This window comes from Kocuria sp. NBRC 114282, from assembly GCF_030268385.1.
GTDB lineage: Bacteria > Actinomycetota > Actinomycetes > Actinomycetales > Micrococcaceae > Kocuria > Kocuria palustris.
Window position 1 is genome coordinate 58,852 of sequence record NZ_BSQO01000001.1, and the last position, 23,893, is coordinate 82,744.

At 70.7% G+C, this 23,893-nt stretch carries 20 protein-coding genes; 11 read left to right on the forward strand and 9 right to left on the reverse strand.

Features of this window, described 5'->3' with window-relative positions:
- Window positions 1–55 precede the first annotated feature (55 nt).
- On the reverse strand, window positions 56–1,495 hold the full coding sequence (locus tag QSJ40_RS00345) for a sugar porter family MFS transporter (protein ID WP_285728327.1): 1,440 nt from the start codon (window positions 1,493–1,495) through the stop codon (window positions 56–58).
- Between the two features lie 304 nt (window positions 1,496–1,799).
- Window positions 1,800–2,117, reverse strand: coding sequence for a glutaredoxin domain-containing protein (locus QSJ40_RS00350; RefSeq protein ID WP_006214021.1), 318 nt, complete (start codon window positions 2,115–2,117; stop codon window positions 1,800–1,802).
- 170 nt (window positions 2,118–2,287) lie between these two features.
- Here QSJ40_RS00350 and QSJ40_RS00355 point away from each other — a divergent pair, with 170 nt between their 5' ends.
- Window positions 2,288–3,166, forward strand: a complete 879-nt coding sequence (locus tag QSJ40_RS00355) for a hypothetical protein (RefSeq protein WP_006214022.1) — start codon at window positions 2,288–2,290, stop codon at window positions 3,164–3,166.
- Window positions 3,167–3,300: 134 nt separating this feature from the next.
- Here the strand turns inward: QSJ40_RS00355 and QSJ40_RS00360 are convergent, their stop codons facing one another.
- The 3 genes from QSJ40_RS00360 to QSJ40_RS00370 all read right to left on the reverse strand — a co-directional run bounded on the left by QSJ40_RS00360 (window position 3,301) and on the right by QSJ40_RS00370 (window position 8,265).
- Window positions 3,301–5,490, reverse strand: a complete 2,190-nt coding sequence (locus QSJ40_RS00360) for an MMPL family transporter (RefSeq protein WP_006214023.1) — start codon at window positions 5,488–5,490, stop codon at window positions 3,301–3,303.
- A gap of 130 nt (window positions 5,491–5,620) precedes the next feature.
- Window positions 5,621–7,150 carry an APC family permease gene (locus QSJ40_RS00365; protein WP_006214027.1) on the reverse strand — a complete coding sequence of 510 codons (1,530 nt, stop codon included), beginning with the start codon at window positions 7,148–7,150 and terminating at the stop codon, window positions 5,621–5,623.
- 263 nt (window positions 7,151–7,413) lie between these two features.
- Window positions 7,414–8,265 (reverse strand): SIR2 family NAD-dependent protein deacylase, encoded by an 852-nt coding sequence (locus QSJ40_RS00370; protein WP_327033418.1) that lies wholly within the window; start codon window positions 8,263–8,265, stop codon window positions 7,414–7,416.
- A gap of 82 nt (window positions 8,266–8,347) precedes the next feature.
- Between QSJ40_RS00370 and QSJ40_RS00375 the strand changes: the two genes are divergently transcribed.
- Window positions 8,348–8,836 carry a hypothetical protein gene (locus QSJ40_RS00375; protein ID WP_006214029.1) on the forward strand — a complete coding sequence of 163 codons (489 nt, stop codon included), beginning with the start codon at window positions 8,348–8,350 and terminating at the stop codon, window positions 8,834–8,836.
- 60 nt (window positions 8,837–8,896) lie between these two features.
- On the opposite strand, the gene nhaA is transcribed toward QSJ40_RS00375, so the two are convergent.
- Complete coding sequence (gene nhaA / locus QSJ40_RS00380; protein ID WP_285728328.1) at window positions 8,897–10,291, reverse strand: Na+/H+ antiporter NhaA; 1,395 nt, start codon at window positions 10,289–10,291, stop codon at window positions 8,897–8,899.
- Window positions 10,292–10,455: 164 nt separating this feature from the next.
- Between nhaA and QSJ40_RS00385 the strand changes: the two genes are divergently transcribed.
- The gene (locus tag QSJ40_RS00385) at window positions 10,456–11,169 is read left to right on the forward strand and encodes an MOSC domain-containing protein (RefSeq protein ID WP_251714342.1); all 714 of its coding nucleotides are present in this window, start codon (window positions 10,456–10,458) and stop codon (window positions 11,167–11,169) included.
- 22 nt (window positions 11,170–11,191) lie between these two features.
- On the opposite strand, the gene QSJ40_RS00390 is transcribed toward QSJ40_RS00385, so the two are convergent.
- Both QSJ40_RS00390 and QSJ40_RS00395 read right to left on the reverse strand, forming a co-directional pair.
- On the reverse strand, window positions 11,192–11,911 hold the full coding sequence (locus QSJ40_RS00390; RefSeq protein ID WP_285728329.1) for a DMT family transporter: 720 nt from the start codon (window positions 11,909–11,911) through the stop codon (window positions 11,192–11,194).
- Between the two features lie 35 nt (window positions 11,912–11,946).
- On the reverse strand, window positions 11,947–12,837 hold the full coding sequence (locus tag QSJ40_RS00395) for a dioxygenase family protein (protein ID WP_285728330.1): 891 nt from the start codon (window positions 12,835–12,837) through the stop codon (window positions 11,947–11,949).
- Between the two features lie 111 nt (window positions 12,838–12,948).
- Here QSJ40_RS00395 and QSJ40_RS00400 point away from each other — a divergent pair, with 111 nt between their 5' ends.
- Window positions 12,949–13,413, forward strand: a complete 465-nt coding sequence (locus QSJ40_RS00400; RefSeq protein WP_006214035.1) for a MarR family winged helix-turn-helix transcriptional regulator — start codon at window positions 12,949–12,951, stop codon at window positions 13,411–13,413.
- Between the two features lie 83 nt (window positions 13,414–13,496).
- Complete coding sequence (locus QSJ40_RS00405; protein ID WP_024289595.1) at window positions 13,497–15,365, forward strand: ABC transporter ATP-binding protein; 1,869 nt, start codon at window positions 13,497–13,499, stop codon at window positions 15,363–15,365.
- 109 nt (window positions 15,366–15,474) lie between these two features.
- Here the strand turns inward: QSJ40_RS00405 and QSJ40_RS00410 are convergent, their stop codons facing one another.
- The gene (locus QSJ40_RS00410) at window positions 15,475–16,428 is read right to left on the reverse strand and encodes a DUF808 domain-containing protein (RefSeq protein ID WP_006214038.1); all 954 of its coding nucleotides are present in this window, start codon (window positions 16,426–16,428) and stop codon (window positions 15,475–15,477) included.
- 217 nt (window positions 16,429–16,645) lie between these two features.
- Here QSJ40_RS00410 and QSJ40_RS00415 point away from each other — a divergent pair, with 217 nt between their 5' ends.
- From QSJ40_RS00415 to QSJ40_RS00440, 6 genes are all read left to right on the forward strand, one after another.
- On the forward strand, window positions 16,646–17,815 hold the full coding sequence (locus QSJ40_RS00415; RefSeq protein WP_053448058.1) for an ABC transporter ATP-binding protein: 1,170 nt from the start codon (window positions 16,646–16,648) through the stop codon (window positions 17,813–17,815).
- A complete protein-coding gene (locus QSJ40_RS00420) occupies window positions 17,812–18,489 on the forward strand; it encodes an ABC transporter permease (protein ID WP_285728331.1) in 678 nt (225 codons plus the stop codon). Before QSJ40_RS00415 ends, QSJ40_RS00420 begins: the two co-directional genes overlap by 4 nt.
- Window positions 18,486–19,166 carry an ABC transporter permease gene (locus tag QSJ40_RS00425; protein WP_285728332.1) on the forward strand — a complete coding sequence of 227 codons (681 nt, stop codon included), beginning with the start codon at window positions 18,486–18,488 and terminating at the stop codon, window positions 19,164–19,166. The genes QSJ40_RS00420 and QSJ40_RS00425 overlap by 4 nt, the downstream gene beginning before the upstream one ends.
- Complete coding sequence (locus QSJ40_RS00430) at window positions 19,163–20,122, forward strand: ABC transporter substrate-binding protein (protein ID WP_251714346.1); 960 nt, start codon at window positions 19,163–19,165, stop codon at window positions 20,120–20,122. Before QSJ40_RS00425 ends, QSJ40_RS00430 begins: the two co-directional genes overlap by 4 nt.
- Window positions 20,123–20,757: 635 nt before the next feature.
- Window positions 20,758–22,929, forward strand: a complete 2,172-nt coding sequence (locus QSJ40_RS00435; protein WP_285728333.1) for an alpha-amylase family glycosyl hydrolase — start codon at window positions 20,758–20,760, stop codon at window positions 22,927–22,929.
- A gap of 103 nt (window positions 22,930–23,032) precedes the next feature.
- On the forward strand, window positions 23,033–23,653 hold the full coding sequence (locus QSJ40_RS00440) for a superoxide dismutase (RefSeq protein WP_006214046.1): 621 nt from the start codon (window positions 23,033–23,035) through the stop codon (window positions 23,651–23,653).
- The last annotated feature ends 240 nt before the right edge of the window (window positions 23,654–23,893 follow it).

Consider the following 23,893-nt stretch of genomic DNA (forward strand, 5'->3'; position numbering starts at 1 on the left):
CGCGCATCCTGTCAGGTGCGCGGGCGTCGGGCCCTTGCGGAAGGTCAGCCGCAGATCAGTTCTGCATGTCCTCGAGCTCCACGCCCTTGGTCTCCCGGACGATCTTGGCGGTGAAGATCAGCGACACCACCGCGAAGAACGCGTACAGGCCGTAGGCCAGCACCAGGGAGGCCTCGGAGAGCACCGGGAAGGACGCGGTGACGGCCCAGTTGGCCAGCCACTGCACCAGACCGGCGACGGCCAGCGCAGCGCCGCGGATCTTGTTGGGGAACATCTCGCCCAGCAGGACCCACATGACCGGGCCCCACGAGACGCCGAAGAACACGACGTACAGGTTGGCGGCGACCAGCGCGATCGGGCCGGCGGTGTCGCCCAGGACGGGGCCGGCGTCGGTGATCGTGGCGGTCGAGAACACGACGGCCATGGTGCCCAGGGTCAGCACCATGCCGGCCGAGCCGATCAGCAGCAGCTTCTTGCGCCCGATCTTGTCCACCAGGGCGATGGCCACGAGAGTCACCACCACGTTGGTCACCGAGGTGATCGTGGAGATCGTGAAGGCGTCCGACTCCTGGAAGCCCACGGACTGCCAGAGCTGGTTGGAGTAGTAGAAGATCACGTTGATGCCGACCAGCTGCTGCAGCACGGCCAGGCCCAGGCCCACCCACACGACGGGCTTCAGGCCGGCCACGGCGCCGCGCAGATCGGAGAAGCGCGGCTTGTGCTCCGAGTCGAGGGTCTTGTCGATGATTCCCAGGCGGTGCACCGCGGGGCCCTCGCCCTGCAGGTGGGTCATGATGCGCAGGGCTTCGTCGCGGCGGCCCTGGCCCACGAGCCAGCGCGGGGACTCGGGGATCATGAACGCCCCGATCAGGTACAGCGCGGCAGGCAGGGCGCAGACCAGGAACATGAGGCGCCAGGCATCCATGCCGCCCAGGACATGACCGTCGGCGGAGCCGGCGATCCCCACGATGATGCGGTTGACGATCTGGGAGGCGAAGATGCCGGTCACGATGCCCAGCTGCTGCAGCGAGCCCAGGCGGCCGCGGACATCCGCCGGTGCCACCTCGGCGATGTAGGCCGGGGCGATGATCGAGGCCACGCCCACGCCCACGCCGCCGACCACGCGCCAGAAGATCAGCCACGCGAACCCGGCGGTGTCATCCGTGAAGAACGGGTCCCAGGCGCAGAAGATCGCTGAGACCAGGAACAGGATCGCCGCGATCCGCATGACCTTCACACGGCCGATGCTGTCCGCCAGCCGCCCGCCGAAGAACGCGCCGGCGGCCGCACCCAGCAGAGCGGAGGCCACGGCCGAGCCCAGGGCGCCGGGGGAGACGTCGAAGTACTCCTGCATGGCGCCGGTGGCGCCGTTGATCACCGCGGAGTCGTAGCCGAACAGGAAGCCGCCCATGGCGGCCACCAGGCTGATCCGCAGGACAGCACCCATGTTGGCCGTATGCCCTCCCAGGGACATCGGCGAGGTGTAGGTGGACATCGCAGCTCCTTTGCTGTGCCGAGCCCCTGGTGAAGCGGGCTCGCCCTGGCGCTCTGGCCGGGGCCTGTTGTGCGGTCCGCCGAGGCTGGGTGAGGAGGGTCGCCCATGATGAACCGCCGGTGAACAGTGGCCATAGAGTAGGCCTGGCCACAGGTGATGTCCATCGGATGAGTCACCGAGATGGCAACGACCGAGCGCGCCGCTGATGGGCGACGCGCTCGGGCGGTCCAGGGGACCGGGCGCCATGATCGCGGGGTCATCGACGGAGGTGCCTCCGGGGCTGCGCCCTCGCCTCGGGGGCTGCTCAGGCCGCGGGCGTCGCCTGCTCCAGCGCCGTCGCGACCAGGGCGCGCTCCTCCGGCGTGGCCACCACGAACCCCGCCTGCGTGGTCACGAAGGTGGGCACGGTCGCGTTCCCGTCGTTGATGTCCTCGACGTAGCCCTTGGCGGCGTCGTCCTCCCAGATGTTCACCCACAGGGCGCGGTCGCCGGTCTCGCCGAGCGAGCGGTCCAGCGCGGCGCAGAAGCCGCAGCCCGGGCGCCAGTAGACGACGGCGCCGCCGTCGGCGATGTGCTGCAGGGCGGTGGCCTGGTCGGCGCTGGGACGGGATTCGAGGGCCATGAGGGTCTCCTTCAAGGGTGATGCGGGTCCGGGTACCCCAGCCGCCGAGGCCGATCCGTTGTTCCCCCACCATGACAGCGGCTGTGGGATCGGCGAAAAATTCCTGCGGATTCTTGTCATTCCACGCTGTGTCTCCAGGTCCAGGGGCCGATGGATGCCAGAATCGAAGAATGTCTACCCCGGCGCAGTCTTCTTCCCCCTCGCCGGACCGGGCTACCTGGCACCTGCCCCAGCTTGAGCACTGGATCATCGTCCCGCTCATCGTCGTCCTGGCGATCGGCGCGATCGGACGGATCGTGAGTCTCACACCTGAGGTCGGCGCCGCGGAGTCCCAGGTCCTCGCGGCCCTCGACCCTGTTCGCTCCGGCCTTCTCCTGGCCGTCGCGGGCTTCGTCCACGGCATCTTCTCCGCACCCTGGGTCTACGGCATCATCGCCGCACTCACCGCGTGGCTGGCGCTCGTCAAGCGCAGCGGCCGCGATGCCGCGGGCTTCGCCGTGACCGCAGTGACCATGGTCGTGGTCGCGAGCACCGCCCAGCAGATCATCGGCCGCCCGGCTCCCGGCCTGGGCGACGGCGTCCTGACCGCCGAGGTCGGCTCCTCACTGCCCTCCGCTGCCGTGTGCGCCGCCATCGGCATCTCCCTGTCCTTCCTGGTGGCCTCGCGGCGCCACATCTCCGGCATGGCGGTCCTGCTCGCCGGTGCCGGTGTGAGCCTGGCCGTGGCGCTGTCGGCGCTGCTGACGTCATCCGCCTACGTGCTGGACGTCGTGCTGTCCCTGCCGGTCGCCTGGGCGGGCGTGGTGCTGGGCTGCGGCCTGGCCAACAGGGTCGTCCCGGCCATGGCAGAGCGCTTCGGCTGGGGTCTCCCGCGCGCGGACCGCAAGCTGGCTCACCGCCAGGCTCCGCGCTACAGCGACGCCGAGACCGCCTACGCCCGCTCCGAGTCCCGCAGCACTGCGGCGGCCTCCGCGCACCGCGACCTCGACGACGGCCCCATCACCGAGGAGCTGCCCGTCATCCGCGAGGACGACGCCGCCGCCGCCTGACCCGGCCCCTGCTGCTCCGCGAAGGGCGCCTCTCCCGCCCCGCGCCTAGGTGCCTCCCTGCGCTTTCCCGCACCCAGAGCGCACATGCGCACGCAGAGACGCGATGCAGCACGTAGGCGGGGGAAGAGGGCGGCTCAGGGGGCCAGGCGGCGGTGGCGGGGCCACCAGATGATGCGGCCCATGTCGTAGGTCAGCGCCGGGACCAGCAGGGAGCGCACCAGCAGGGCGTCGAGCAGGACGCCGAAGGCCACCATGAAGGCCAGCTGCACCATGAACACGATGGGGATCACGGCCAGCGCGGCGAAGGTCGCAGCCAGCACGATGCCGGCGGACGTGATGACACCGCCGGTCAGCACCGTTCCCCGCAGCACGCCGGCGCGCGTCCCGTGCTCCAGGGACTCCTCCCGCACCCGCGACATCAGGAAGATGTTGTAGTCGATGCCCAGCGCCACCAGGAACACGAACGCATACAGCGGCACCGAGGGATCCGAGCCCGGGAACTCGAGCACGTGGTTGAACACCAGCGCGCTGACGCCCAGCGCCGAGGCGTACGAGATCACCGTGAGCACCACCAGCAGGACCGGCGCGAGCACCGAGCGCAGCAGCAGCATGAGGATCACCAGCACGACCGCCAGGATCATGGGGATGATCACCGCACGGTCGCGCTCGGCGGCGTGATTGGTGTCCAGCGTGCTGGCGGTCTCGCCGCCGACCAGGATGGTGTCGTCGATCCCGTGCAGCTCGGAGCGCAGGGTCTCGACGGCCTGGAAGGTCTCATCGGCATCCGGGTCGGTGGTGGTGGTGATCTGGATCTGGACGTCGTCGTCGACGACGGTCGGGGAGACCCCCTCGAACGGATTCGCGCCCGGGGGAGCGGACTCGAGCTGAGCGGCCGCCGAGCCCAGCGGGATGGAGCCCTGTGGGGCGTCGAGCGCCGTGACCGTCACGGAGTCCACGGGATCCAGGGCCTCCGCCTCCTCCGCGACCTGATCCATGCGCGACTCCGGGGCGATGACCGTGATCGGGGATCCGGAGCCGCCGGGGAAGTGCTCGGAGAGGATGTGCTGGCCGTCGGCGGCCGGGGATTCGCCGATCAGCGTCTCGGACTGCTTGAGGCCCGAGGCCTGCAGCTGCGGGGCGAAGGCCGCGGCGATCAGCAGGACCAGGGTGGAGAGGATCCACACCGGGCGGTGGCGTCTGGCGATGAATCGGCCGATCCGCGCCCAGAGGCCGCTGCCCTCCACGGCATGTCCGCGGTCGTCGGGAACGACCTCCAGGGCCTGCGGACCCTGGTCCTGGAAGCGGGGGCCGGCCGGCCAGAAGGCCGCGCGCCCGATGAGCATCAGCGCCGCCGGCAGCAGGGTCAGCGCGGCCAGCATGGAGAAGACGATGCCGGTGGCGGCGGCCGGGCCCAGCGCTGCGGTGGAGCCCAGGTCCGAGACCAGCAGGCACAGCAGCCCGGCGATCACCGTGCCGCCCGAGGCCAGCACCGGCTCGATGGTGCCGCGCAGAGCCTCCCGGGTGGCCTGGCGCGTGCTGCGATGAGCATGGAGGGCGTCCCGGTAGCGGGCGGTGTAGAGCAGGCAGTAGTCGGTGGCGGCACCCACGACCAGGATGAACAGGATGCCCTGCACCTGGCCGTTGATCTGGATCAGCCCCGACGACGCCAGCAGGTAGACCACCACGATCGCCGCGCACAGCGCCGCCATGGCGGTGATCAGCACCAGCACCGGCAGCAGCGGGGAGCGGTAGACGACCACCAGGATCACGAACACGACCGCCAGGGCCACCAGCAGCAGGATGCCGTCGATCCCGGAGAATCCCTCGGCCAGCTCGCTGGCGAAGCCCGCAGGGCCTGTGACCGCCGTTGTCAGCCCCTGGGGCGCCTGGTCCTCCATGGCGCTGCGCAGCTCGGAGACCTGGTCCCCGAACTCGTCCTCGTCCATGGGCACGAAGAGCTGCAGCGCCTTGCCGTCCTCCGAGACCACGGGAGGGGAGGGCTGCTGCTCGGCGATGCCGCGGTCCACGAGCGAGTCGGAGATCTCCTGCGCCCACTGCCTGTCCTGGTCGGTGAGGCCGTCGTCGCGCTGGGCCACGGCCACGGCGGGCAGGAAGGGGTCCTCCGTGAAGTCGTCTGCCCGGTCAGCGACCTGGGTGGATTCGGCGGACTGGGGGAGGAACGAGCTCTGCTGATTGGTGGAGACGTCCGAGATCCGCCCGAAGAACGGCCCGCCGAGCATCAGCACGGCCAGCCAGATGAGGATCAGGGCAGGGGCGATCAGGGTGCGCGCCCACGGGCGGCGGTGCTCTGCTGGAGTGTTCACTGGTCCTGCTCGATTCGCTGGGGAGACCTCACTGTCTCATGGCCCTGTGGCGCGACAGCGGCCAGGGGCCCGTCGGATCGATCCGACGGGCCCCTGGCCGGCAGCTGCACCCCGCGCGGCGGGGCGCAGATCACTTCCTGTGGTGCTCGTGCGTGGAGTAGTCGCCGAGCGGATCGTGCCCGCCCGGCTCCTCGCCCAGGGTCGCGATCGCCTGCGTGTCCTCGAAGCTCATGGGCTCGTGCTTCACGAAGCGCTTGTACGCCCAGTTGACCGCCGAGAGCAGCAGGCCGATGCCCAGCAGGACGGCGGCGATCTGGTACTCGATGACGTCCTGCGCCCACGGGCCGATCAGGAACAGCGTGGTGGCCGCGCCGATGAAGGGGATGAACGCGGGAGCCCGGAAGTAGCCGGTGCCCTCGCGCGACTTGTCCTTGCGCAGCACGATCACGGCCACGTTGACCACCGCGAACACGCCGAGCAGCAGCAGCGCGGTCGTGCCGCCGAGCGCGGCAGCGGTCTCCTTGGCCATGATCTGCCCGACCACCAGGATCAGGGCGGCGGCCAGGACGGTCGTGAAGACCACAGAGGCCCACGGGACGGAGTGCTTGGAGCTGACCTTGGCCAGGAAGCCCGGGAGCACGCCCTGGGAGGCCATGCCGTAGAGCAGGCGCGAGGCCATCAGCATGTTGATCAGCGCCGTGTTGGCCACCGCGAAGATGGTCAGGAACGGGTAGATCGCGCCGACCGGGATGCCGGGGGCGCCGGCGTTGACGACTTCGAGCAGCGGGGTCGTGGACTCGCCCAGCACGCCGATCGGGACGATCGCGACGGCCAGGATGGAGACCAGGACGTAGACGGCGCCGGTGATGCACAGGCCGATGAGCATGATCCGCGGGAAGTTCTTCTGCGGGTCCTTGGTCTCCTCGACCATGTTGACGGAGTCCTCGAATCCCACGAAGGAGAAGAAGGCCAGGGAGGTCACGGCGGTCAGCGCCAGGAAGATCGACTTGTCGCCCTGGGTCTCGAAGATCATGGTCCGGGAGAAGTCGGCGTTGCCCTGGGTCGCGGCCCAGAGGCCGATGAGGATCACGATGGCCAGGCCGGAGAGCTCGATGCAGGTCAGCACCACGTTGAGCATCAGGGATTCCTTGACGCTGCGCAGGTTGATGATCATGAGCAGGACCATGAAGCCGACGGCCATGAGGGTCACCGCCGTCATGGGCGGATCCTCCCAGCCGAAGCCCGCCACGAGGTTGGAGGCCACGGTGCGAGCGGCGGTGGAGGCGGAGGTCAGGCCGGAGGCAAGCACGGCGAAGGTGACCATGAAGGTCAGCAGGCCGATCCCGAAGGCCTTGTGGGTGTAGAGCGCGGCACCCGAGGCGCCGGGGTACTTGGTGACCATCTCCAGGTAGGAGAAGGCGGTCACGGCGGCCACGAAGAAGGCCAGCAGGATCGGGGCCCAGGCGGCGCCGCCGATCTCGCCGGCGATCGTGCCGGTCAGGGCGTAGACGCCCGTTCCCAGGATGTCGCCGACGATGAACAGCAGCAGCAGGCCGGGGCCCATGACCTTGGCCAGGTCGCTGCTCTCGACAGGTGCGGTGCCGTCGGTGGAGGTGCCGCGGGGATCTGAGGGCGCGCTCTCGCGCGAGTTGGTGCTCACTGGGTGCTCCCGAGGACGGATGCGGACGGGACCCGGGGTGACAGGTGGTGCGCTGTCGCCGCTATCACAGGTGGCTGTGACTGGACCCACAGGGTGCGCCCACTGTACGGCCCTTCCGGCCCGGATGCGCCACATCCGCCGTGTCCTGCGGGGATGAATTCCTCCGCATGGGGCTGCGGGGACAGCCCGGCCCCACGGGACCGTGCTCAAGCGCTCGGCCCCCGACGACGGCTGCGCTGCGCTCCGGCGCCGGAGAGGGCCGGTCAGGCCCTGCCGGGGCTGCGACGGGCCGCCGAGAGCATCAGCGGAAGCGCGGTGCCGGAGGCCAGCTGGACCGAGTGATCGGCGTGGGCGGAGAAGCCGGTCGGCTCGGGGTTGATCTCCACGACCGGGACCCCCAGGCCCAGGGCGGTCAGCGGCAGCGAGGCCGCCGGCTGCACGAGCCCGGAGGTCCCGATCACGAGCACGAGCTCGGCCGAGGCCATGGCGGACTCGGCGTCGTCGAAGGCCCCCTCGGGCAGCGCCTCCCCGAACCACACGACGTCCGGGCGGATGGGGCCGTCGCACTCCAGGCACTCCGGCGGGGTCTCGGGGCGCGGCTCGTCCAGGGGCGGCTCGTCCAGGCGCAGGTCGGCGACCTGCCACTGATCCGCCGGGCGGCCGCAGTGCGAGCAGCGGAACGAGTACAGGGAGCCGTGCAGGTGCGAGACATCGGAGGAGCCGGCGCGCTCGTGGAGGTCGTCGATGTTCTGCGTCGCGATCGTGACGTCCGCGTACTCGCTCCACGACACCAGCGCCCGGTGCCCGGCGTTGGGCGCGCACTGCCGGACATATCGCGCTCGCTGCATATACCAGGCCCAGACCAGCTCCGGATCGGCCTCCCAGGCCTCCGGGGTGGCCAGCTCCTGCGGCGAGTAGCGGGCCCACAGCCCGGTCTCCGGGGCGCGGAAGGTGGGAACGCCGGACTCGGCCGAGATGCCGGCGCCAGAGAGCACCGCGACCCTCGAGGCCGAGCGGCACAGATCCAGCACCTCGGGACCGATCGCCTGCAGCTGGGCGTTGAGCCGGCCGGCGCGCTGGGACAGGGACTCGTCGGGATCCTGATCGGTGCTCATGGCCCCCACGGTAGGCGACTCGCCCCGGCCGTGAGCCCATGCGGGCCCGGCGCCGCCGCGGTGCCTGTGATGGAATGGACGCATGAAGTACGACTTCCGACGCCTCACCCCCGCCGTCCTGACCTCGCTCGGGCTGATCTTCCTCGCGCTGCTCTTCGTGAGCTTCGGCTGGGCCGTCCTGGGCTGGATCCTGGGGCTGGCCGGTCTGGCCCTGAACGTGGTGGCCGTGGCGGTCATCGCGGTCCCGGGTTCCGCAGGCGACGGCGCCCGCCGCGTTCCGGCGCGTCCGGGGGCGGCTCAGCGCTCCGAGCGCGAGCGCCTGGCGCTGCGCGATTCGGCGGCGCCTTCCCGCGGCGTCGAGCACGACGACGAGCGCGAGGCCGAGGCCGAGGTCATCCGCGACGCGGACGGCCAGCCGGTCCAGGCGCAGCTCTCCCGCACGGTCTCCGCCCAGCGCGACGGCAAGGCGGGCAAGGGCGACAAGCGCGCCTACTCCCGCGCCGGCTCGACCGCCGTGCCGGGCTCTGCGCGGGCGTCGTCCTCCGGTGGGAGCTCGAACAAGCGCCGCTGAGGCGGAGTCGACATGACTGAGGGGCCGGGACAGATGTCCCGGCCCCTCAGTCATGTCCGCTCAGCTGCCCTGCGAGGCTTCGTCCTGCGCGGCCTCGTCCGAGGAGCCCGTGCCGAGCTTCTTGTAGTGGCGGTTGCGGAAGCCCAGCAGGGCGCCGCCCACGACGGCGGCGAGCAAGGAGCCCGTCAGGATGCCGACCTTGGAGGTGGCGCCCAGATCCGACGAGGGCCCGAAGGACAGCTCGCTGATCAGCAGCGAGACCGTGAAGCCGATGCCGGCCAGCGCGGCCAGGCCGACGACGTCGATCCACTGGATGTCCGGATCGAGGTTGAACCTGCGCAGACGGGTGAGCAGCCAGGTGGTGGCGGTGATGCCGACCGTCTTGCCGACGAGCAGGCCCACGATCACGCCCAGCGCCGCGACCGAGGTCCAGGACTCGACCAGGCCGCTCCAGCCCTCCACGAACACCCCGGCCGAGAAGAAGGCGAAGATCGGGACGCACAGCGCGGCGGAGAACGGGCGCACCAGGTGCTCGAGGTGGGAGGCGAGGCCCACGGCCTCGGGGTTGCGCTCGACGGTGCGGCGGTTCGGGTGGACGGGGACCATGAAGGCCAGGACGACGCCCGCGATGGTGGCGTGGATGCCCGAGTTGTAGAACAGCGCCCAGGTGATCACGCCCAGCGGGAACAGGCTCAGCCAGGTCAGCCAGGTCTTCTCGGCGAACTTGGCCTGCCCCTTGTAGGCGATCAGCGCGAAGACGGCGATCGGGATGATCGCAGCCCCCAGGTGGGCGAGGCTCAGATCCGACGTGTAGAACAGCGCGATGATCGTGATGGCGATCAGATCGTCGACGACGGCCAGCGTCAGCAGGAACGTGCGCATGGCCACCGGAAGGTGCGAGCCGACGATCGCCAGCACTGCGGTCGCGAAGGCGATGTCCGTGGCGGTGGGGATCGCCCAGCCGCCCATGAGCTCGCCGCCGCCGCTGCTGGCGGCGAAGGCCACGAAGATCAGGGCGGGGACCGCGACGCCGCCGAAGGCGGCTGCGATCGGCACGGCGGCCTTGCCTGGATTGCGCAGCTCGCCGTCCACGAACTCCTGCTTCAGCTCCAGGCCGACCAGGAAGAAGAACACTGCCAGCAGGGCGTCGGCCGCCCAGTGGCTCACGCTCAGGTCCAGGGTGAGCAGAGGGCTGTCAGGGTCGCCCAGGACGGGGCCGAAGTGGAAGTCGCTGACCGATTCGTAGAGCTCGCGCAGCCCGGGTGCATTGGCCGCGCTCAAGGCGAGGACCGTGGCGACCAGCAGCAGGACGCCGGCGACCGTCTCCGAGCGAAGGAGCCGACCGATCCCGCTCGAGGAGGGAGTGTCGGAAGCGCCGTAGACGGGGTCGTGGTGCGGCTCGGCGTGATGATCGGGCTCGGCGGAGCTCTCCGCAGAGCTGTGGGGCGTGGTCATCGGTCTCCTGTGGGATTCGGCCTGCATGAGGGCAGGTGCATGCGCATTCCGCTCTCGCGGGCCGACCAGACTTCCCGGCTCACCGCTTGCCACGTTAGCAAAGCGATGCGCCTGACCCCAGCGCTCGGTCTGTGCGGCACAGGGTGCGGATCTAGGATTCCGGCATGAGCGCGCACGAGCACAGAGGGAACGCGACGGGCCGGGTCCGCAGCCTCAACGTGGGCACCGAGCGGGAGAATCCGGCGCCCCGTCGGGTCTCGACCGGCATCTTCAAGCAGCCCGTCGACGGACCCGTGGCGATCGCCGACCCCGGCCCCAGGGCCCCCGACGCCCCGCTCGCCTCGGGGGTCTCGGGCGACTTCGTGGGCGATCGGGCCCACCACGGCGGCAGGTTCCAGGCCGTCTACGCGTTCGACCGCGCCGAGCTGGACTGGTGGGAGGAGCAGCTGGGCCGTCCGCTGCACGACGGCATGTTCGGCGAGAACCTCACGCTCGAGTCCGTGGCGGTGGACGACGCCGTGATCGGCGAGCTCTGGCAGATCGGGACCGCGCGGCTGCGCGTCACCGAGCCCCGCATCCCGTGCGGCACGTTCGCCGGCGTGATGGAGGAGCAGGGCTGGATCAAGCGCTTCACGCAGCGAGCCCGCTCCGGGGCTTACCTGGCCGTCGACGCCCCAGGGGAGGTCCGGCGCGGCGACGAGGTCCGGGTGATCTCCCGTCCCGAGCACGGGATCACGGTGGCCGAGGCCTTCCGGGCGCGGACCCTGGAGCGCGACCTGGCGCCCCGAGTGCTCCAGGCGGGCGAGGACCTGAGCCCCAAGCTGCTGGATCGGCTGCAGGCGCTCATCGGCGGCGCCGACCCGAACCTGCCCAGCTGATCTGCCCGCCCGGGCCTGCGGATCAGCCGTTCAGGGCGGCGGCGCGGTAGAGGCGCTGGACGGCGTCGGGGCTGAGGCTGGCGTCGACGGCCGCCGTGGTCTCGGGGGAGCGCAGCAGGTAGCGCACCGGACCGTGCTGGCCGCGCTCCAGGCGCAGGGCATCCACGGTGGCGTAGCACTGGGAGAGCTGGGCCGTGAAGGGCTTGCCCCGCCCCGGAGTCACGGACAGGGTCAGCTGGACCTCGACCGAGGAGAGGTCGTCGTCCTCGTCCTCCGACACCTCGAACTCGTCGGCCCCGGAGGCGTTCGGGGCCTCTTCAGCGGCGTGGTCCGCGGGGTCGTCGTCGACGCCGGCCGCGTCCCCGCCGATGCGCAGCTCGCGGATGATGCCGATCCCGTAGCCCACCGAGCCGGTGGCTGCCTGGCCCAGCACCTGGCGGGCCTGGCCCATGACCGCGCGCAGGCGCCCGATCCACACGACGCCTGCCACGATCAGCACGACCGCCAGGATCGCGGGCCAGACCCAGGAGCCGTCGCGCATCCACTGCAGCAGCAGCACCACAGCGACGATCGCAGCCAGCAGCGGCACCAGGACGATCAGCACATTGCCCTTCACGCCGCCGATCTCCTGCAGCGCCTGCGGGTCGGAGCGGATCTCGTCCATCATCTGGCGGTCGAAGGCGCGTGCGTCGGTGCCGTCCTGAGCGGACAGGGGCACGGGCCAGGTTCCCTGATCATCCATGCCCACCATCCTCGCAGAGCAGCGGGGGGCCGGTGTCAGCTCATCTCGATCGAGCGCTTCGACAGCCCGATCTTGAACCCCTCGATCCTGGTGCGGACCTCGACATCGGGGGACGAGGCCGCCCCCAGGGTGATGAACAGCGGCGTGAAGTGCTCCACGGTGGGGTGGGCGTGCGGCATGCCCGGGGCCTGGCGGCGGAAGTCGGCCAGGGCGTCCACGCGGCCGGCGTCGAGCATCTCGGCGGCCCACAGGTCGAAGTCGGAGGACCAGTTCTCGGCGGTGCCGTCGTCGGCGCGCAGCAGCTGGACCGAGGGGCGCCCGTGGGTCATGAATCCCGACCCGACGACCAGGTACCCCTCCGCGCGCAGCTCGCGCAGGCGCCGTCCCAGGTCCATCAGTCGCTCGGGATCGTGCGTGGGCATGGAGACCTGCAGGGCGGGGACGTCGGCCAGCGGGTACATGGCGCGCAGCGGCACCCAGGCGCCGTGGTCGAGTCCGCGCATGCGGTGCTGGTAGAGGGGCTCGTCGTCCGGCATGGTCGCGGCGATCCGGCGGCCCAGCTCGGTGGCATCCGGGGTCGCGTACTGCAGCTGGTAGAAGCGCTCCTCGAAGCCGCCGAAGTCGTAGACCAGAGGGGTCCCCGCCGCCGGGGCGGTGATCATGGTGGGTGCCTGCTCCCAGTGGGCGGAGACGATCACGATGCCCTTGGGCTTGGGCAGCGAGACCGCCCACTCGAACAGCTCCGACATCCACAGGCCGTCGTCGAGCAGTCCGGGGAAGCCATGGCCGATGTAGAAGGTCGGCAGCGGGGCGTCGCCGTCCTGCCAGCGCGGCTGCATGGCGCTGCGCGGCACGGCCGTGAGGTCGTGGCGGTCCAGCGCGATCATGCCGGGTGCGGTTCTTGCCGAGGTGGGCTGGGTGGTCATCGGGGGCTCCTGTTCGAAGAGGCAAGCCTTCTGCCGGTTGCGTCGGAAAGTATTTCTACGCCTCAGTACGTGATGCGTCAAGTACCCAGAATGGGCAGTAAGGTTACAACCATGGTGGAACCGCAATGGCTCAACGACGACGAGCGGGAGGCATGGCTTGCCCTCGTCGCGCTGATGTTCAAGATGCCCGGCACGATCGAGCGCCAGCTGGTCGACGACGAGGACCTCAGCCTCGCCGAGTATCTGGTCCTGGCGATGCTCTCCGAGGCCCCGGATCGCAGCCATCGCATGTCGGATCTGGCCGCAGCCACCTTCACGGGGCAGTCCCGGCTCTCGCGCATCGTCGCGCGGCTGGAGCGCCATGACTACGTCCGACGCAGCGCCAACGCCCAGGACCGCCGAGTGGTCGTCGCCCAGCTGACTCAGGACGGCTTCGAGAAGGTCCGCAGCGCGGCGCCGGGGCACGTCGCCCACGTCCGCGAGGAGATCTTCGATCGCCTCAGCGCCCAGCAGGTCGAGCAGATCGCCCGGATCGCCCGCGACCTCACCGACGGCGTCGAGCCCCCGCGCGTCTGAGCGTCCTGGTCCGGCTGTTCGCTGTCTGATGACCTCGCTCTGATCCGGCCCGCGAGCAGCGGACCGGGTCTAGCGTGGGCGGGATGAGCATGAACGCCTCCCCCTGGGCCCTGATGCGCTCGGCCACGCAGAGCGAGAGCCTCAAGGGATCGCGCATCTCCCGCGAGACCGTCGGCCGCGTGGTGCGCTTCGCCCGACCGCACTCCCGGATGCTGCTGGGCTTCCTGCTGACGTCGGTGGTCGTGGCGGTGCTCGGCGTGATCACCCCGGTGCTCGCGGGCCGCGTGGTCAATGCGATCACCGGCAGCGGCTCGGTGGATCTCGTCGTGCGCCTGGCGCTGCTGATCGCGCTGATCGCCGTGCTGGATGCCGGTTTCGGCATACTCAACCGCTGGCTGTCGTCGACGATCGGGGAGGGGCTCATCCTCGACCTGCGCACCGCCGTCTACGACCACGTGCAGACCCTGCCGGTCGCCTTCTTCACCCGCACCCGCACGGGAGCGCTGATCTCGCGGCTGAACAACGACGTCCTGGGCGCCCAGCGCGCGTTCTCCAACACGCTCTCCGGGGTGGTCTCGAACCTGGTCTCGCTGATCCTCACCGTCGGGGTGATGGTCTCGATCTCATGGCAGGTCACCCTCCTGTCGGTCCTGCTGCTGCCCATCTTCCTGATCCCCGCGCGGCTGATGGGCGGGCGGCTGGCCAGGCTGCAGCGCGAGGCGGCCCAGCACAACGCCTCGATGTCCACGCAGATGACCGAGCGGTTCTCCGCCGGTGGGGCCACGCTCATCAAGCTGTTCGGCAAGCCGCAGTCCGAGTCCGACGAGTTCGCCCGCCGCGCAGGTCGCGTGCGCACCATCGGGGTGCGGGTGGCCATGCTCCAGGCCACGTTCCTCACCGCCCTGACCCTGGTCTCGGCGCTGGCGCTCGCGCTGGTCTACGGCGTGGGCGGCGTGCAGGCGATCGTCGGGAATCTCGACGCCGGCCAGGTGGTCACCCTCGCCCTGCTCCTGACCAGGCTGTACACCCCGCTGACCATGCTCGCCAATGCCCGCCTGGACATCATGAGCGCGCTGGTGAGCTTCGAGCGGGTCTTCGAGATCCTCGACCTCGAGCCCCTGATCCGCGAGCCCGAGAACCCCCGGGCGATCCCCGACGGTCCCGTGTCCGTCGAGTTCGACCAGGTGCGCTTCACGTATCCCTCCGCCGAGCAGACCTCGCTGGCCTCGCTCGAGGACGTCAGCGCCCTCGACTCCCGGGTGGGCGAGGAGGTGCTGCACGGTGTGGACTTCACGGTGGAGCACGGTCAGACCGTGGCGCTCGTGGGGTCCTCGGGCGCCGGCAAGTCCACGATCGCCTCACTGGTCCCGCGCCTCTACGACGCCACCTCAGGGGCCGTGCGCATCGGCGGGGTGGACGTGCGCGAGACCTCGTTCACGGATCTGCAGGGCGCCGTCGGGATGGTCACGCAGGACGGGCACCTGTTCCACGAGACGATCCGGCAGAACCTCGCGCTGGCCGCGCCCGACGCCGACGACGAGCAGATGTGGTCCGCGCTGTCCCGCGCGCGCATGGACCATGTGGTGCGCGAGCTCGGCGACGGGCTCGACACCATGATCGGGGAGCGCGGCTACCGGCTCTCGGGCGGCGAGCGGCAGCGGCTGACCATCGCGCGGCTGCTGCTGGCCTCCCCGCGCGTGGTGATCCTGGACGAGGCCACCTCCGCGCTCGACTCCACGAGCGAGGCCTTCGTGCAGGCCGCGCTCGACGAGGCCATGGCCGAGCGCACCGCCCTGGTGATCGCCCACCGGCTCTCGACCATCCGCCGCGCCGACCGGATCCTGGTGATCGAGGGCGGCCGCGTGGTCGAGCAGGGCCCCCACGACGAGCTGCTGGCCGCCGGAGGCCGGTACGCCGAGCTCTACGAGACGCAGTTCGCCGACCAGGAGTGATCGGTCGCGTCGTCGGGCCCGCGGGGCCACTCAACGGGGCACAGTACACTGCGGTGCCACTCGATGCGGGTGGGTTGAGGAAACGGCCGTCGGCTGACGGCAGCGGGCGTCAGTGGGCCGACTTGCCGCGGGCCTTCTGGATCAGCGTCACGACGACCACGATGATCGCGCCCCAGATCAGTCCGAGCACCGCCGAGAAGAAGGTGTTCACGATCCAGGACACGGCGGCCTGGAGGACGGGCACCACGTGAGCGGCGGCTTCGCCCATGTGGTGCACGAAGCCGTAGAGGGCGTGCCAGCCGAACTCGTCCAGGCCCACGAGGATGATGTGCCCGCCCACCCAGAGCATGGCGACGGTGCCGACGACCGAGATGACCTGCAGGATCTTCGGCATGGCCTTGACCATGCCGCGCCCGATCGTCTGCAGCGCCCCGGAGCCGGTGGAGGCGAGCTTGAGCCCGGCGTCGTCCATGCGGATCAGCAGCGCCACGACCCCGTACACCACGCCCGTGATGACCACGGCCACGATCGCCAGGATGATCAGGCGGGAGAGGAAGCCCTCGGAGGCGACCTCGTTGAGGGAGATGACCATGATCTCCGCCGAGAGGATCAGGTCGGTGCGCACGGCGCCTGCGACCATCTTGTCCTCGGCGGACTTGCCGTCGGAGGCCGCGTCCTGGTCGACGGCCGGCTCCTCGTGGGAGTGCCCGGACAGCGCTCCCCAGATCTTCTCGGCGCCCTCGAAGCACAGGTAGGACCCGCCCAGCATGAGGATCGGCGTGAGCGCCCAGGGCGCGAACTGGCTCAGCAGCAGCGCGATCGGCAGGATGATCAGCAGCTTGTTGCGCAGCGATCCCTTGGTGATCCGCCAGATGATCGGCAGCTCGCGCGAGGCCTCCACGTCCTTGACGTACTGGGGGGTCACGGCGGTGTCGTCGACCACCACACCGGCGGCCTTGATCGAGGCGCGTCCGGTGGCGGCGCCGATGTCGTCGACGGAGGCCGCGGTCACCTTGGCGATCGCCGCGACGTCGTCCAGCAGCGCGATCAGCCCGCCGCTCATCGCGCGCCTCGGCTCGGCAGGACGGCGACGGCCGCGAGGGGGCACAGGGGGCGCGGGAGCGCGGGGGTCCGGGTCATGCCAGCAGGGTAAGCGCCGCGGCCGCGAATCGTCCGATCCCACGAGGGCATCGCTCGGAACATCCGATGAACTGCCAGCTTGCTGAGGGAACTCGGGCCGGACTGGCTTACAGTGGAGCTCCCCGACGTCAGGACCTCCTGTGAACGCAAGCGATGAGATCGCGATCGCCTTCCGCGGTGTGCGCAAGACCTACCCGGACGGCACCACTGCGGTGGACGACCTTGATCTCGAGGTCCCCCGCGGCTCCCTGACGGTCTTCGTGGGCCCGTCCGGCTGCGGCAAGACCACGTCGCTGCGGATGATCAACCGCATGGTCGAGCCGAGCTCCGGGGTCGTGGAGGTCGACGGCCGCGACGTCTCCAGCGTCCCCGCCCACCGGCTGCGCCGCTCGATGGGCTATGTCATGCAGGCCTCGGGCCTGATGCCGCACCGCACCGTCAGCGAGAACATCATGACCGTGCCTCGGCTGCAGGGCGGCTCGCGGGCCTCCGGGCGCAAGCGCGCCGAGGAGCTCATGGAGATCATCGGGCTGGATCCCGCGCTGGGCTCGCGCTATCCCTCGCAGCTGTCGGGAGGACAGCAGCAGCGCGTGGGCGTGGCCCGCGCACTGGCCGCCGACCCGCCGATCCTGCTCATGGACGAGCCCTTTTCCGCGGTGGATCCGCTCGTGCGCGCCGATCTGCAGCGCGAGGTGATCGAGCTGAAGCACCGCCTCGACAAGACGATCGTGTTCGTCACCCACGACATGGACGAGGCGGTCATGCTGGGCGACCGCGTGGCCGTGATGGCCCAGGGCGGCCGCCTGGCGCAGTACGACACCCCCGAGCAGGTCCTGCGGGCGCCGGTCGACGGCTTCGTCGCCGAGTTCGTGGGCCGCGACCGCGGCTTCCGGGCGCTCGAGTTCGATCAGGCGGACGTCGTGCTCAGCGGCGTGCGGGTCCGCGATCCGCAGGGCAGCACGACCACGCTCGGCGGCCACGCCGCGGCCGGGGAGTGGACGCTCGAGGTCGACGACGACGGCCGCCCCATCGGCTGGCTCGCCCCGCTTCCGGGCGCAGGCAGGACCGCTCCGTGGGGCGGCGGCGAGTCCGAGCCGGCGCTCGCCGACCGCTCCGACGCGCAGCGCGTGGGCGGTTCCCTCCATCGCCGGGGCGCCCCGTTGCGCTCGGCGCTGGACGCGGCGCTGTCGTCGCCGTCGGGTCTGGCCGTGGCGGTGGACGACGACGGACGGGTGCGCGGCGTCCTGCGGCCCGAGGACGTGCTCGCGGCCATCGAGGACGTGCGCCGCGAGCGGGAGGCCGGCCGGTGAGCTGGCTGCAGGACAACCTCGAGTGGGTGGGCCAGCTGCTGCTCACCCACCTGGTGCAGTCGATCGTGCCGGTGGTCGTGGGGCTGCTGGTGTCGATCCCGGTGGCACGCGCGGCCGTGGGCTCGCGGTGGCTGCGCCCGCTGCTGATCAACGGGTCGGCGCTGCTCTACACGATCCCGTCGCTGACCCTGTTCGTGCTCCTGCCGCTGATCCTGGGCACGCTGATCACCTCCGTGTGGAACGTGATCGTGGCCCTGAGCCTCTACGTGATCGCGCTGCTGGTCCGCTCGTGCGCCGACGCCTTCGATTCGGTGGATCCCCACGTGCGCCAGGCCGCCTCGGCGCTGGGGTACACCCGGTGGCAGCGCTTCTGGGCTGTTGAGCTGCCTCTGGCCGTGCCCGTGATGCTCGCGGGCGTCCGCACCGCGCTGGTGGCCAACATCTCCATGGTCTCGGTCGGCGCGGTCATCGGCATCCAGTCGCTGGGCACGCTGTTCACGGACGGGCTGCGCCGCGGGATCGTCGAGGAGATCGCGGTCGGCGTGGTGTTCACGGTCGTGCTCGCCCTGGTGCTGGATCAGCTGCTGCGCCTGCTCGGACTGGGCCTGACGCGCTGGCAGCGACCCGGTCGTCGGGTCCACGCGCGCGTGGCCGCGACGGGAGGTGCGGCATGAACCTGATCGAGCTGACCTGGTCCTGGCTGTCGGATCCCGGGCAGTGGAGCGGCAGCGCCGGGATCCCCATGCGGATCCTGGAGCACCTCGAGTACTCCGGGCTGACCATGCTGATCGCCGTCGTGCTGGCGGTGCCGCTGGGAGCGGCGATCGGGCACACCGGCCGCGGGGCCGCAGCGGTCATCGGCGCGGCCGGCGCCCTGCGCGCCCTGCCGACCCTGGGCCTGCTGACCCTGTTCTCGCTGCTCATGGGCCTGGGGCTCGTCCCTCCGCTGCTGGCGCTCGTGATCCTGGCCGTCCCGCCGATCCTCAGCGCGGCCTGCGTGGGCGTGGCCGAGGTCTCCCCGCGGGTCCGCGACGCCGTGATCGCCCAGGGCATGACGCCGTGGCAGGTCCTCACCCGCGTGGAGCTGCCCCTGGCGGTGCCGGTGATCATGGGCGGGGTGCGCAACGCCGCCCTGCAGGTCATCTCCACGACCACCGTGGCCGCCTACATCAACCTGGGCGGACTGGGCCGCTACCTGATCGACGGGCTCGCCGTGCGCGACTACGGCCGGATGCTCGGCTCGGTGCTGCTCGTGGCCGTGCTCGCGCTGCTGGTCGATGCCCTGCTCTCGCTGCTGCAGCGCGGGCTCACCTCGCCCGGCATCCGTCGTCCCGAAGGAGGCACACCGTGACCGGACCCGCATTCCGACCCTCCACGGCCGAGCGCAGCCGTCGTCCGGTCCTGGCCCTCGGCGCGGCGCTCATGCTCGGGCTGACCGGCTGCGGGCTGAACTCGGACCCGCTGGCCACCGGTGGGGGAGCCAGCACGCCGGACGGCTCCGTCACCGTGGGCTCGGCCGACTTCCCGGAGTCGCAGATCATCGCCGAGATCTATGCCGGGGCACTGCGCTCCGAGGGCATCGAGGCGGACACGGAGCCGGGGATCGGCGCCCGCGAGGCGTACATCGGGGCCCTGCAGGACGGCTCGATCGACGCCGTCCCGGACTACACGGGCAACCTGCTGACCTACTTCGATCCGGAGGCCACGGCCACCGGGGAGGAGGAGATCCTGCAGGAGCTTCCCGAGACCATGCCTCCGGGGCTGTCGGTGCTCGAGCCGTCGCCGGCCCAGAACAAGGACTCGATCGTGGTCACGCGCCAGACCGCTGACGAGCACGGGCTGCGCAGCCTCGAGGATCTCGCCCCGCTGTGCGCGGACATGACCTTCGCTGGCGCCCCGGAGTTCCAGGAGCGTTCCTACGGCCTCGACGGCTTGGCCTCCGTCTACGGCTGCGAGCCCGCGTCCTTCCAGCCGATCAACGACGCCGGCGGCCCGCTCACCGTCGACGCCCTGACCAGCGGCGACGCCGATGCCGCCGACATCTTCACGACCACGCCGGCCATCGTGGAGGAGGACCTGGTGGTGCTCGAGGACCCGCGCAGCAACTTCGCCGCGCAGCAGGTCATCCCGCTCGTGTCCCCGCAGCGCCTTCCCGACGGGGCCGAGGAGGTGCTCGACGGCGTCTCGGAAAAGTTGAGCACCGAGGACCTGCTCGAGCTCAATCAGGAGATCAGCGGCGATCAGGCGATCTCCGCACAGCAGGCGGCTGAGGGCTGGTTGGCGGACAACGGCTATCGAGTCGGCTGACGGGCCGCTCCACAGGCTGGGGACGCCGGGATCAGCATGCTGGCGGCCTTCACAGCCGCTCTGGCTGCGTGCTGTCCCCAGGGCAAGCCCTGTTCTCCACACTCTCAGACGGGCTTTCCACAGAGTGAACGGTGGATTCCACAGCTTCGCGAGTGCGGCCCGACTGTGCTATGTGACCTTTCATGGAAGGGGATCGTTGCAGAGAAACGGCCCCTGACCTGGGGATTCAGTGCGCATTGGGCCGAATGCGGCTGCTGCTGACCCCTGAACGCCCTTCCCGAACGCGCTTCGCCTGTGGATAACCCGGTGGACAACCTGTGCGCGACACGGAGGACTATCCACCAGCTGTGGAGACCTCTGTGGATCACCGTGTGGACCGGCTGTGGGCGGTGGTGGATGGGTGCGCAGGGGCGGGTGATCTCCGCGTCATCTGCCGAAATGCCCCCCCAGACCGCCCACAGTGTCACAGCGCTTCCTGGAAGTGGCTTCCTGCTATGTGCTGACTATGCTGGCGGCGTCCCGACTCGAAGCGACCTGCGGACCTCGTGCCCGCGCCGCTCGTCGGGGCAGACGCACCTACTCGGAGTCGATGGAGATCCTGAGCCGTTCCCGCTGCTGCCCACGCGGGTTGACCTTTGGGAGAAGACATCACTCAGCTCGCGATCTCCGCACCCGACCACCCCGACGACGACCGTCCCGGCGCCTCCGTCCATGGGGCAGGATCCGGGACCGTCGGCCGACGTCGGCGCTCGGTCGCACGGCCGCATGCGGACCTGAGCGGCGGCGATGCCGCCGCGGCCCTCGCAGCCGCCGAGAGCTCCGAGGGCCTCACCGCGCATCGACCGGCCGAGCGGTCCGTCGAGGCCTTCGCACCGAGCCCCCGCGAGCGGGAGCTCCCCGAGCGGGCCGAGGCTCCGCATGCCGACCTGCTGCGCGTGGCGCGGACGCGCCTCGATGACGATGCCCTGCGGCACCTTCCCGACGCCCCGGCCTTCCGCCGCCGCGCCGAGGAGCATCTGGGGCGGCTCGTCGAGCTGATCGTGGAGATCTACGCAGACCGGGCCGAGCACCAGGAGCTGGCGGTCGTCGTCGGGGATCTCGCCGTCATGCTGGCAGGGTCCTGGGCCGCCCGCTCCAGTGCGCTGCGCCAGGCCGATGCGGCGGCCGAGGGGGCTCAGCCCTGGTGGCTCTCGCGCGGCTCGTTCGCAGCGGCCGCCTATGCCGATCGGTGGGCCGGCGGGTTCTCCGGCGTGCAGGAGCGCATCCCCTATCTGCAGCAGCTGGGGGTCACGCATCTGCGGCTGATGCCTCCCTTCCGCGCGCATCCCGAGCGTCCGGACGGTGGATTCGCGGTCTCCAGCCACCGCGAGACCGATCCCCGCCTGGGCGGTGCCGACGACCTGCGGCGGCTCGCCGATGCCCTGCGCCGGGCCGGGATCTCGCTGATGCTCGACGTCGTGACGTCGAGGACGTCGTCGGACCACGACTGGGCGCGGGCCGCCGCCGATGGCAGCGAGTACTTCGAGCGCCTCTACCAGGTGCGGCGGGGGACGCGTCGGGGGTCGTCGCGGCCGCTGACGCTCGACGAAGCCCAGGCCCGCTCGGCCGCAGGCCAGGAGTGGGTGCCGCTGAATCCGGGCAGCCGGTTCGATCCCCGGCTCGTGCGCTCCACCGCCGCACCGGAGCAGTGGGATCTCGACTGGACCTCGCCGCACGTCCTGCTGTGCGTGGCGGGCGAGCTGCTGCACGTGGCCGGGCTGGGGGCGCAGGTCCTGCGCGTCGATCCCGCCAGCCGCCTGTGGAGCGGCGACGACGCCCGCGAATCCCACCGCCGCGGCCTGCTGGTCCTGGAGGCGCTGGCCGAGGTGCTGCGCATCGCCGCGCCCTCGAGCGTGCTCGAGACCCAGGACGCCGATGATGTCCGGTCCGAGGGCGCCCCGGTGGGGCAGGGGCTCGGGCGGACGTCGCTGATCTGGAGCGCACTGGCCACCCGCAGCGTCGAGATGCTCGAGCGCGCGGTTCCGCAGCCCGGGGCGAGCGCAGGCACCGGGCGGCTGCTGCCGGTGCGCCAGCACGACGCCCTGAGCTGGGTCTTCGGCCCCCAGGACGTCCCCGAGGGCATCGACCCCCAGGCGCATCGCGAGTTCCTGGACCGATTCTACACCGGCGGCTTCCCCGGTGCCTTCGCGGCCGAGTCCGGATGCGTGCGCACCGAGCACGGGGTCTGCGGCACCTCGGCCTCGCTCAGCGGCATCCGGGAGGAGCCCGGAGCCGGCGCCGCGCGCCTGCTGCTGGCCCACGCGGTGGCCTTCAGCATGAGCGGGGTGCCCGAGCTGTGGCTCGGCGATGAGCTCGCCGTGCTCAACGACGTCGACTGGCAGCGGGAGCCCGGCCATGCCGACGATCCGCGCTGGCTGCACCGACCGCGGCTCGAGGCTTCGGCGCTCGAGAGCCGCCATGACTTCTTCGCGACAGCCGGGCAGGTCTACGGCACCATCCGCCGTCTGGCCCAGATGCGCGCGGCTGCCTTCGAGTTCGAGGGACAGGAGGTCGTGGACTTCGACACTCGGAACCCCGCCGTGCTCGGGCTCCAGCGGGTGGGGCTGCGCCCCGACGGCGAGCTGCCGCAGACCGTCGTCCTGTGCCTGGCCAACTTCTCGGACTGGGCCCAGTTCGTGACCGGCGAGACGCTGTCTGGCTTCCTCCCGCGAGGCACGCGACTGCGCGACGACGTCGAGATCGACCTGCGCGAAGGCATCCTGCTCGAGGCCCACGGCTGGTCCTGGGTCCGCGTCATCCCCCGGTGATCAGCACACTGAGATTTTCCTCAGCCCTTGGCTGAACCACCTTGACCTGAGTGACTCAGAACTATTGGATAGAAGAGTCACTTCGACGAAGGAAGGAAGTCTCATGGCTGAGAAGTTCGTTCTGCCCGACCTGCCCTATGATTTCGCCGCACTGGAGCCGCATATCTCCGGTCGCATCATGGAGCTGCACCACGACAAGCACCACAACACCTACGTGACCGCGGCCAACAAGGCCCTCGAGTCCATGGAGGAGGCCCGCGCCAACGGCGACGCCGCCGGTGCTGCCAAGCTCTCCAAGGACCTCCAGTTCAACCTGGGCGGTCACATCAACCACTCGATCTTCTGGAAGAACATGTCCCCGGACGGCGGCGACAAGCCCACCGGCGAGCTGGCTTCCGCGATCGATGACGCCTTCGGCTCCTTCGACAACTTCCAGGCGCAGTTCACCGCTGTGGCCACCACGATCCAGGGCTCCGGCTGGGCGATCCTCGCCTACGAGCCGATCGCCGGCAACCTGGTGATCGAGCAGATGTACGACCAGCAGAACGGCGTCCCCGTCGCCACGTTCCCGCTGCTGCAGCTGGACATGTGGGAGCACGCCTTCTACCTGGACTACCAGAACGTGAAGCCGGACTACGTCAAGGCCTGGTGGAACGTCGTGAACTGGGAGGACGTCGCCCAGCGCCTGGAGAAGGCCCGCGCCGGCGCCTCCTCGCTCGTCTGAGACCGACCGTCTCCGGACAGCAGCTGACTCCGACCGCCTGAGCGCGGCCGAGTCCGCCCGCACCGCCCCCGTCGCCCCTTCGGGCACGGGGGCGCTGCCATGCCCGGGCCCGCTCCCTCCCGCCTTGTAGGCGCAGCGAGGTGGTGCGCCGAGATCATGCTCAAATGCGCCAGATCGCCGATTCGGTGCACGGAAGCATGATCTCGGCACTCTGGGCGCACGGAAGCGGGATCTCGGCGC

Coding starts and splice junctions, on each gene's coding strand:
- QSJ40_RS00345 (WP_285728327.1), bottom strand. CDS start 1,495: ATGTCCACCTACACCTCGCCGATGTCCCTGGGAGGGCATACGGCCAAC.
- QSJ40_RS00350 (WP_006214021.1), bottom strand. CDS start 2,117: ATGGCCCTCGAATCCCGTCCCAGCGCCGACCAGGCCACCGCCCTGCAG.
- QSJ40_RS00355 (WP_006214022.1), top strand. CDS start 2,288: ATGTCTACCCCGGCGCAGTCTTCTTCCCCCTCGCCGGACCGGGCTACC.
- QSJ40_RS00370 (WP_327033418.1), bottom strand. CDS start 8,265: ATGAGCACCGATCAGGATCCCGACGAGTCCCTGTCCCAGCGCGCCGGC.
- QSJ40_RS00375 (WP_006214029.1), top strand. CDS start 8,348: ATGAAGTACGACTTCCGACGCCTCACCCCCGCCGTCCTGACCTCGCTC.
- nhaA (WP_285728328.1), bottom strand. CDS start 10,291: ATGACCACGCCCCACAGCTCTGCGGAGAGCTCCGCCGAGCCCGATCAT.
- QSJ40_RS00385 (WP_251714342.1), top strand. CDS start 10,456: ATGAGCGCGCACGAGCACAGAGGGAACGCGACGGGCCGGGTCCGCAGC.
- QSJ40_RS00390 (WP_285728329.1), bottom strand. CDS start 11,911: ATGGATGATCAGGGAACCTGGCCCGTGCCCCTGTCCGCTCAGGACGGC.
- QSJ40_RS00395 (WP_285728330.1), bottom strand. CDS start 12,837: ATGACCACCCAGCCCACCTCGGCAAGAACCGCACCCGGCATGATCGCG.
- QSJ40_RS00400 (WP_006214035.1), top strand. CDS start 12,949: ATGGTGGAACCGCAATGGCTCAACGACGACGAGCGGGAGGCATGGCTT.
- QSJ40_RS00405 (WP_024289595.1), top strand. CDS start 13,497: ATGAGCATGAACGCCTCCCCCTGGGCCCTGATGCGCTCGGCCACGCAG.
- QSJ40_RS00410 (WP_006214038.1), bottom strand. CDS start 16,428: ATGAGCGGCGGGCTGATCGCGCTGCTGGACGACGTCGCGGCGATCGCC.
- QSJ40_RS00425 (WP_285728332.1), top strand. CDS start 18,486: ATGAACCTGATCGAGCTGACCTGGTCCTGGCTGTCGGATCCCGGGCAG.
- QSJ40_RS00440 (WP_006214046.1), top strand. CDS start 23,033: ATGGCTGAGAAGTTCGTTCTGCCCGACCTGCCCTATGATTTCGCCGCA.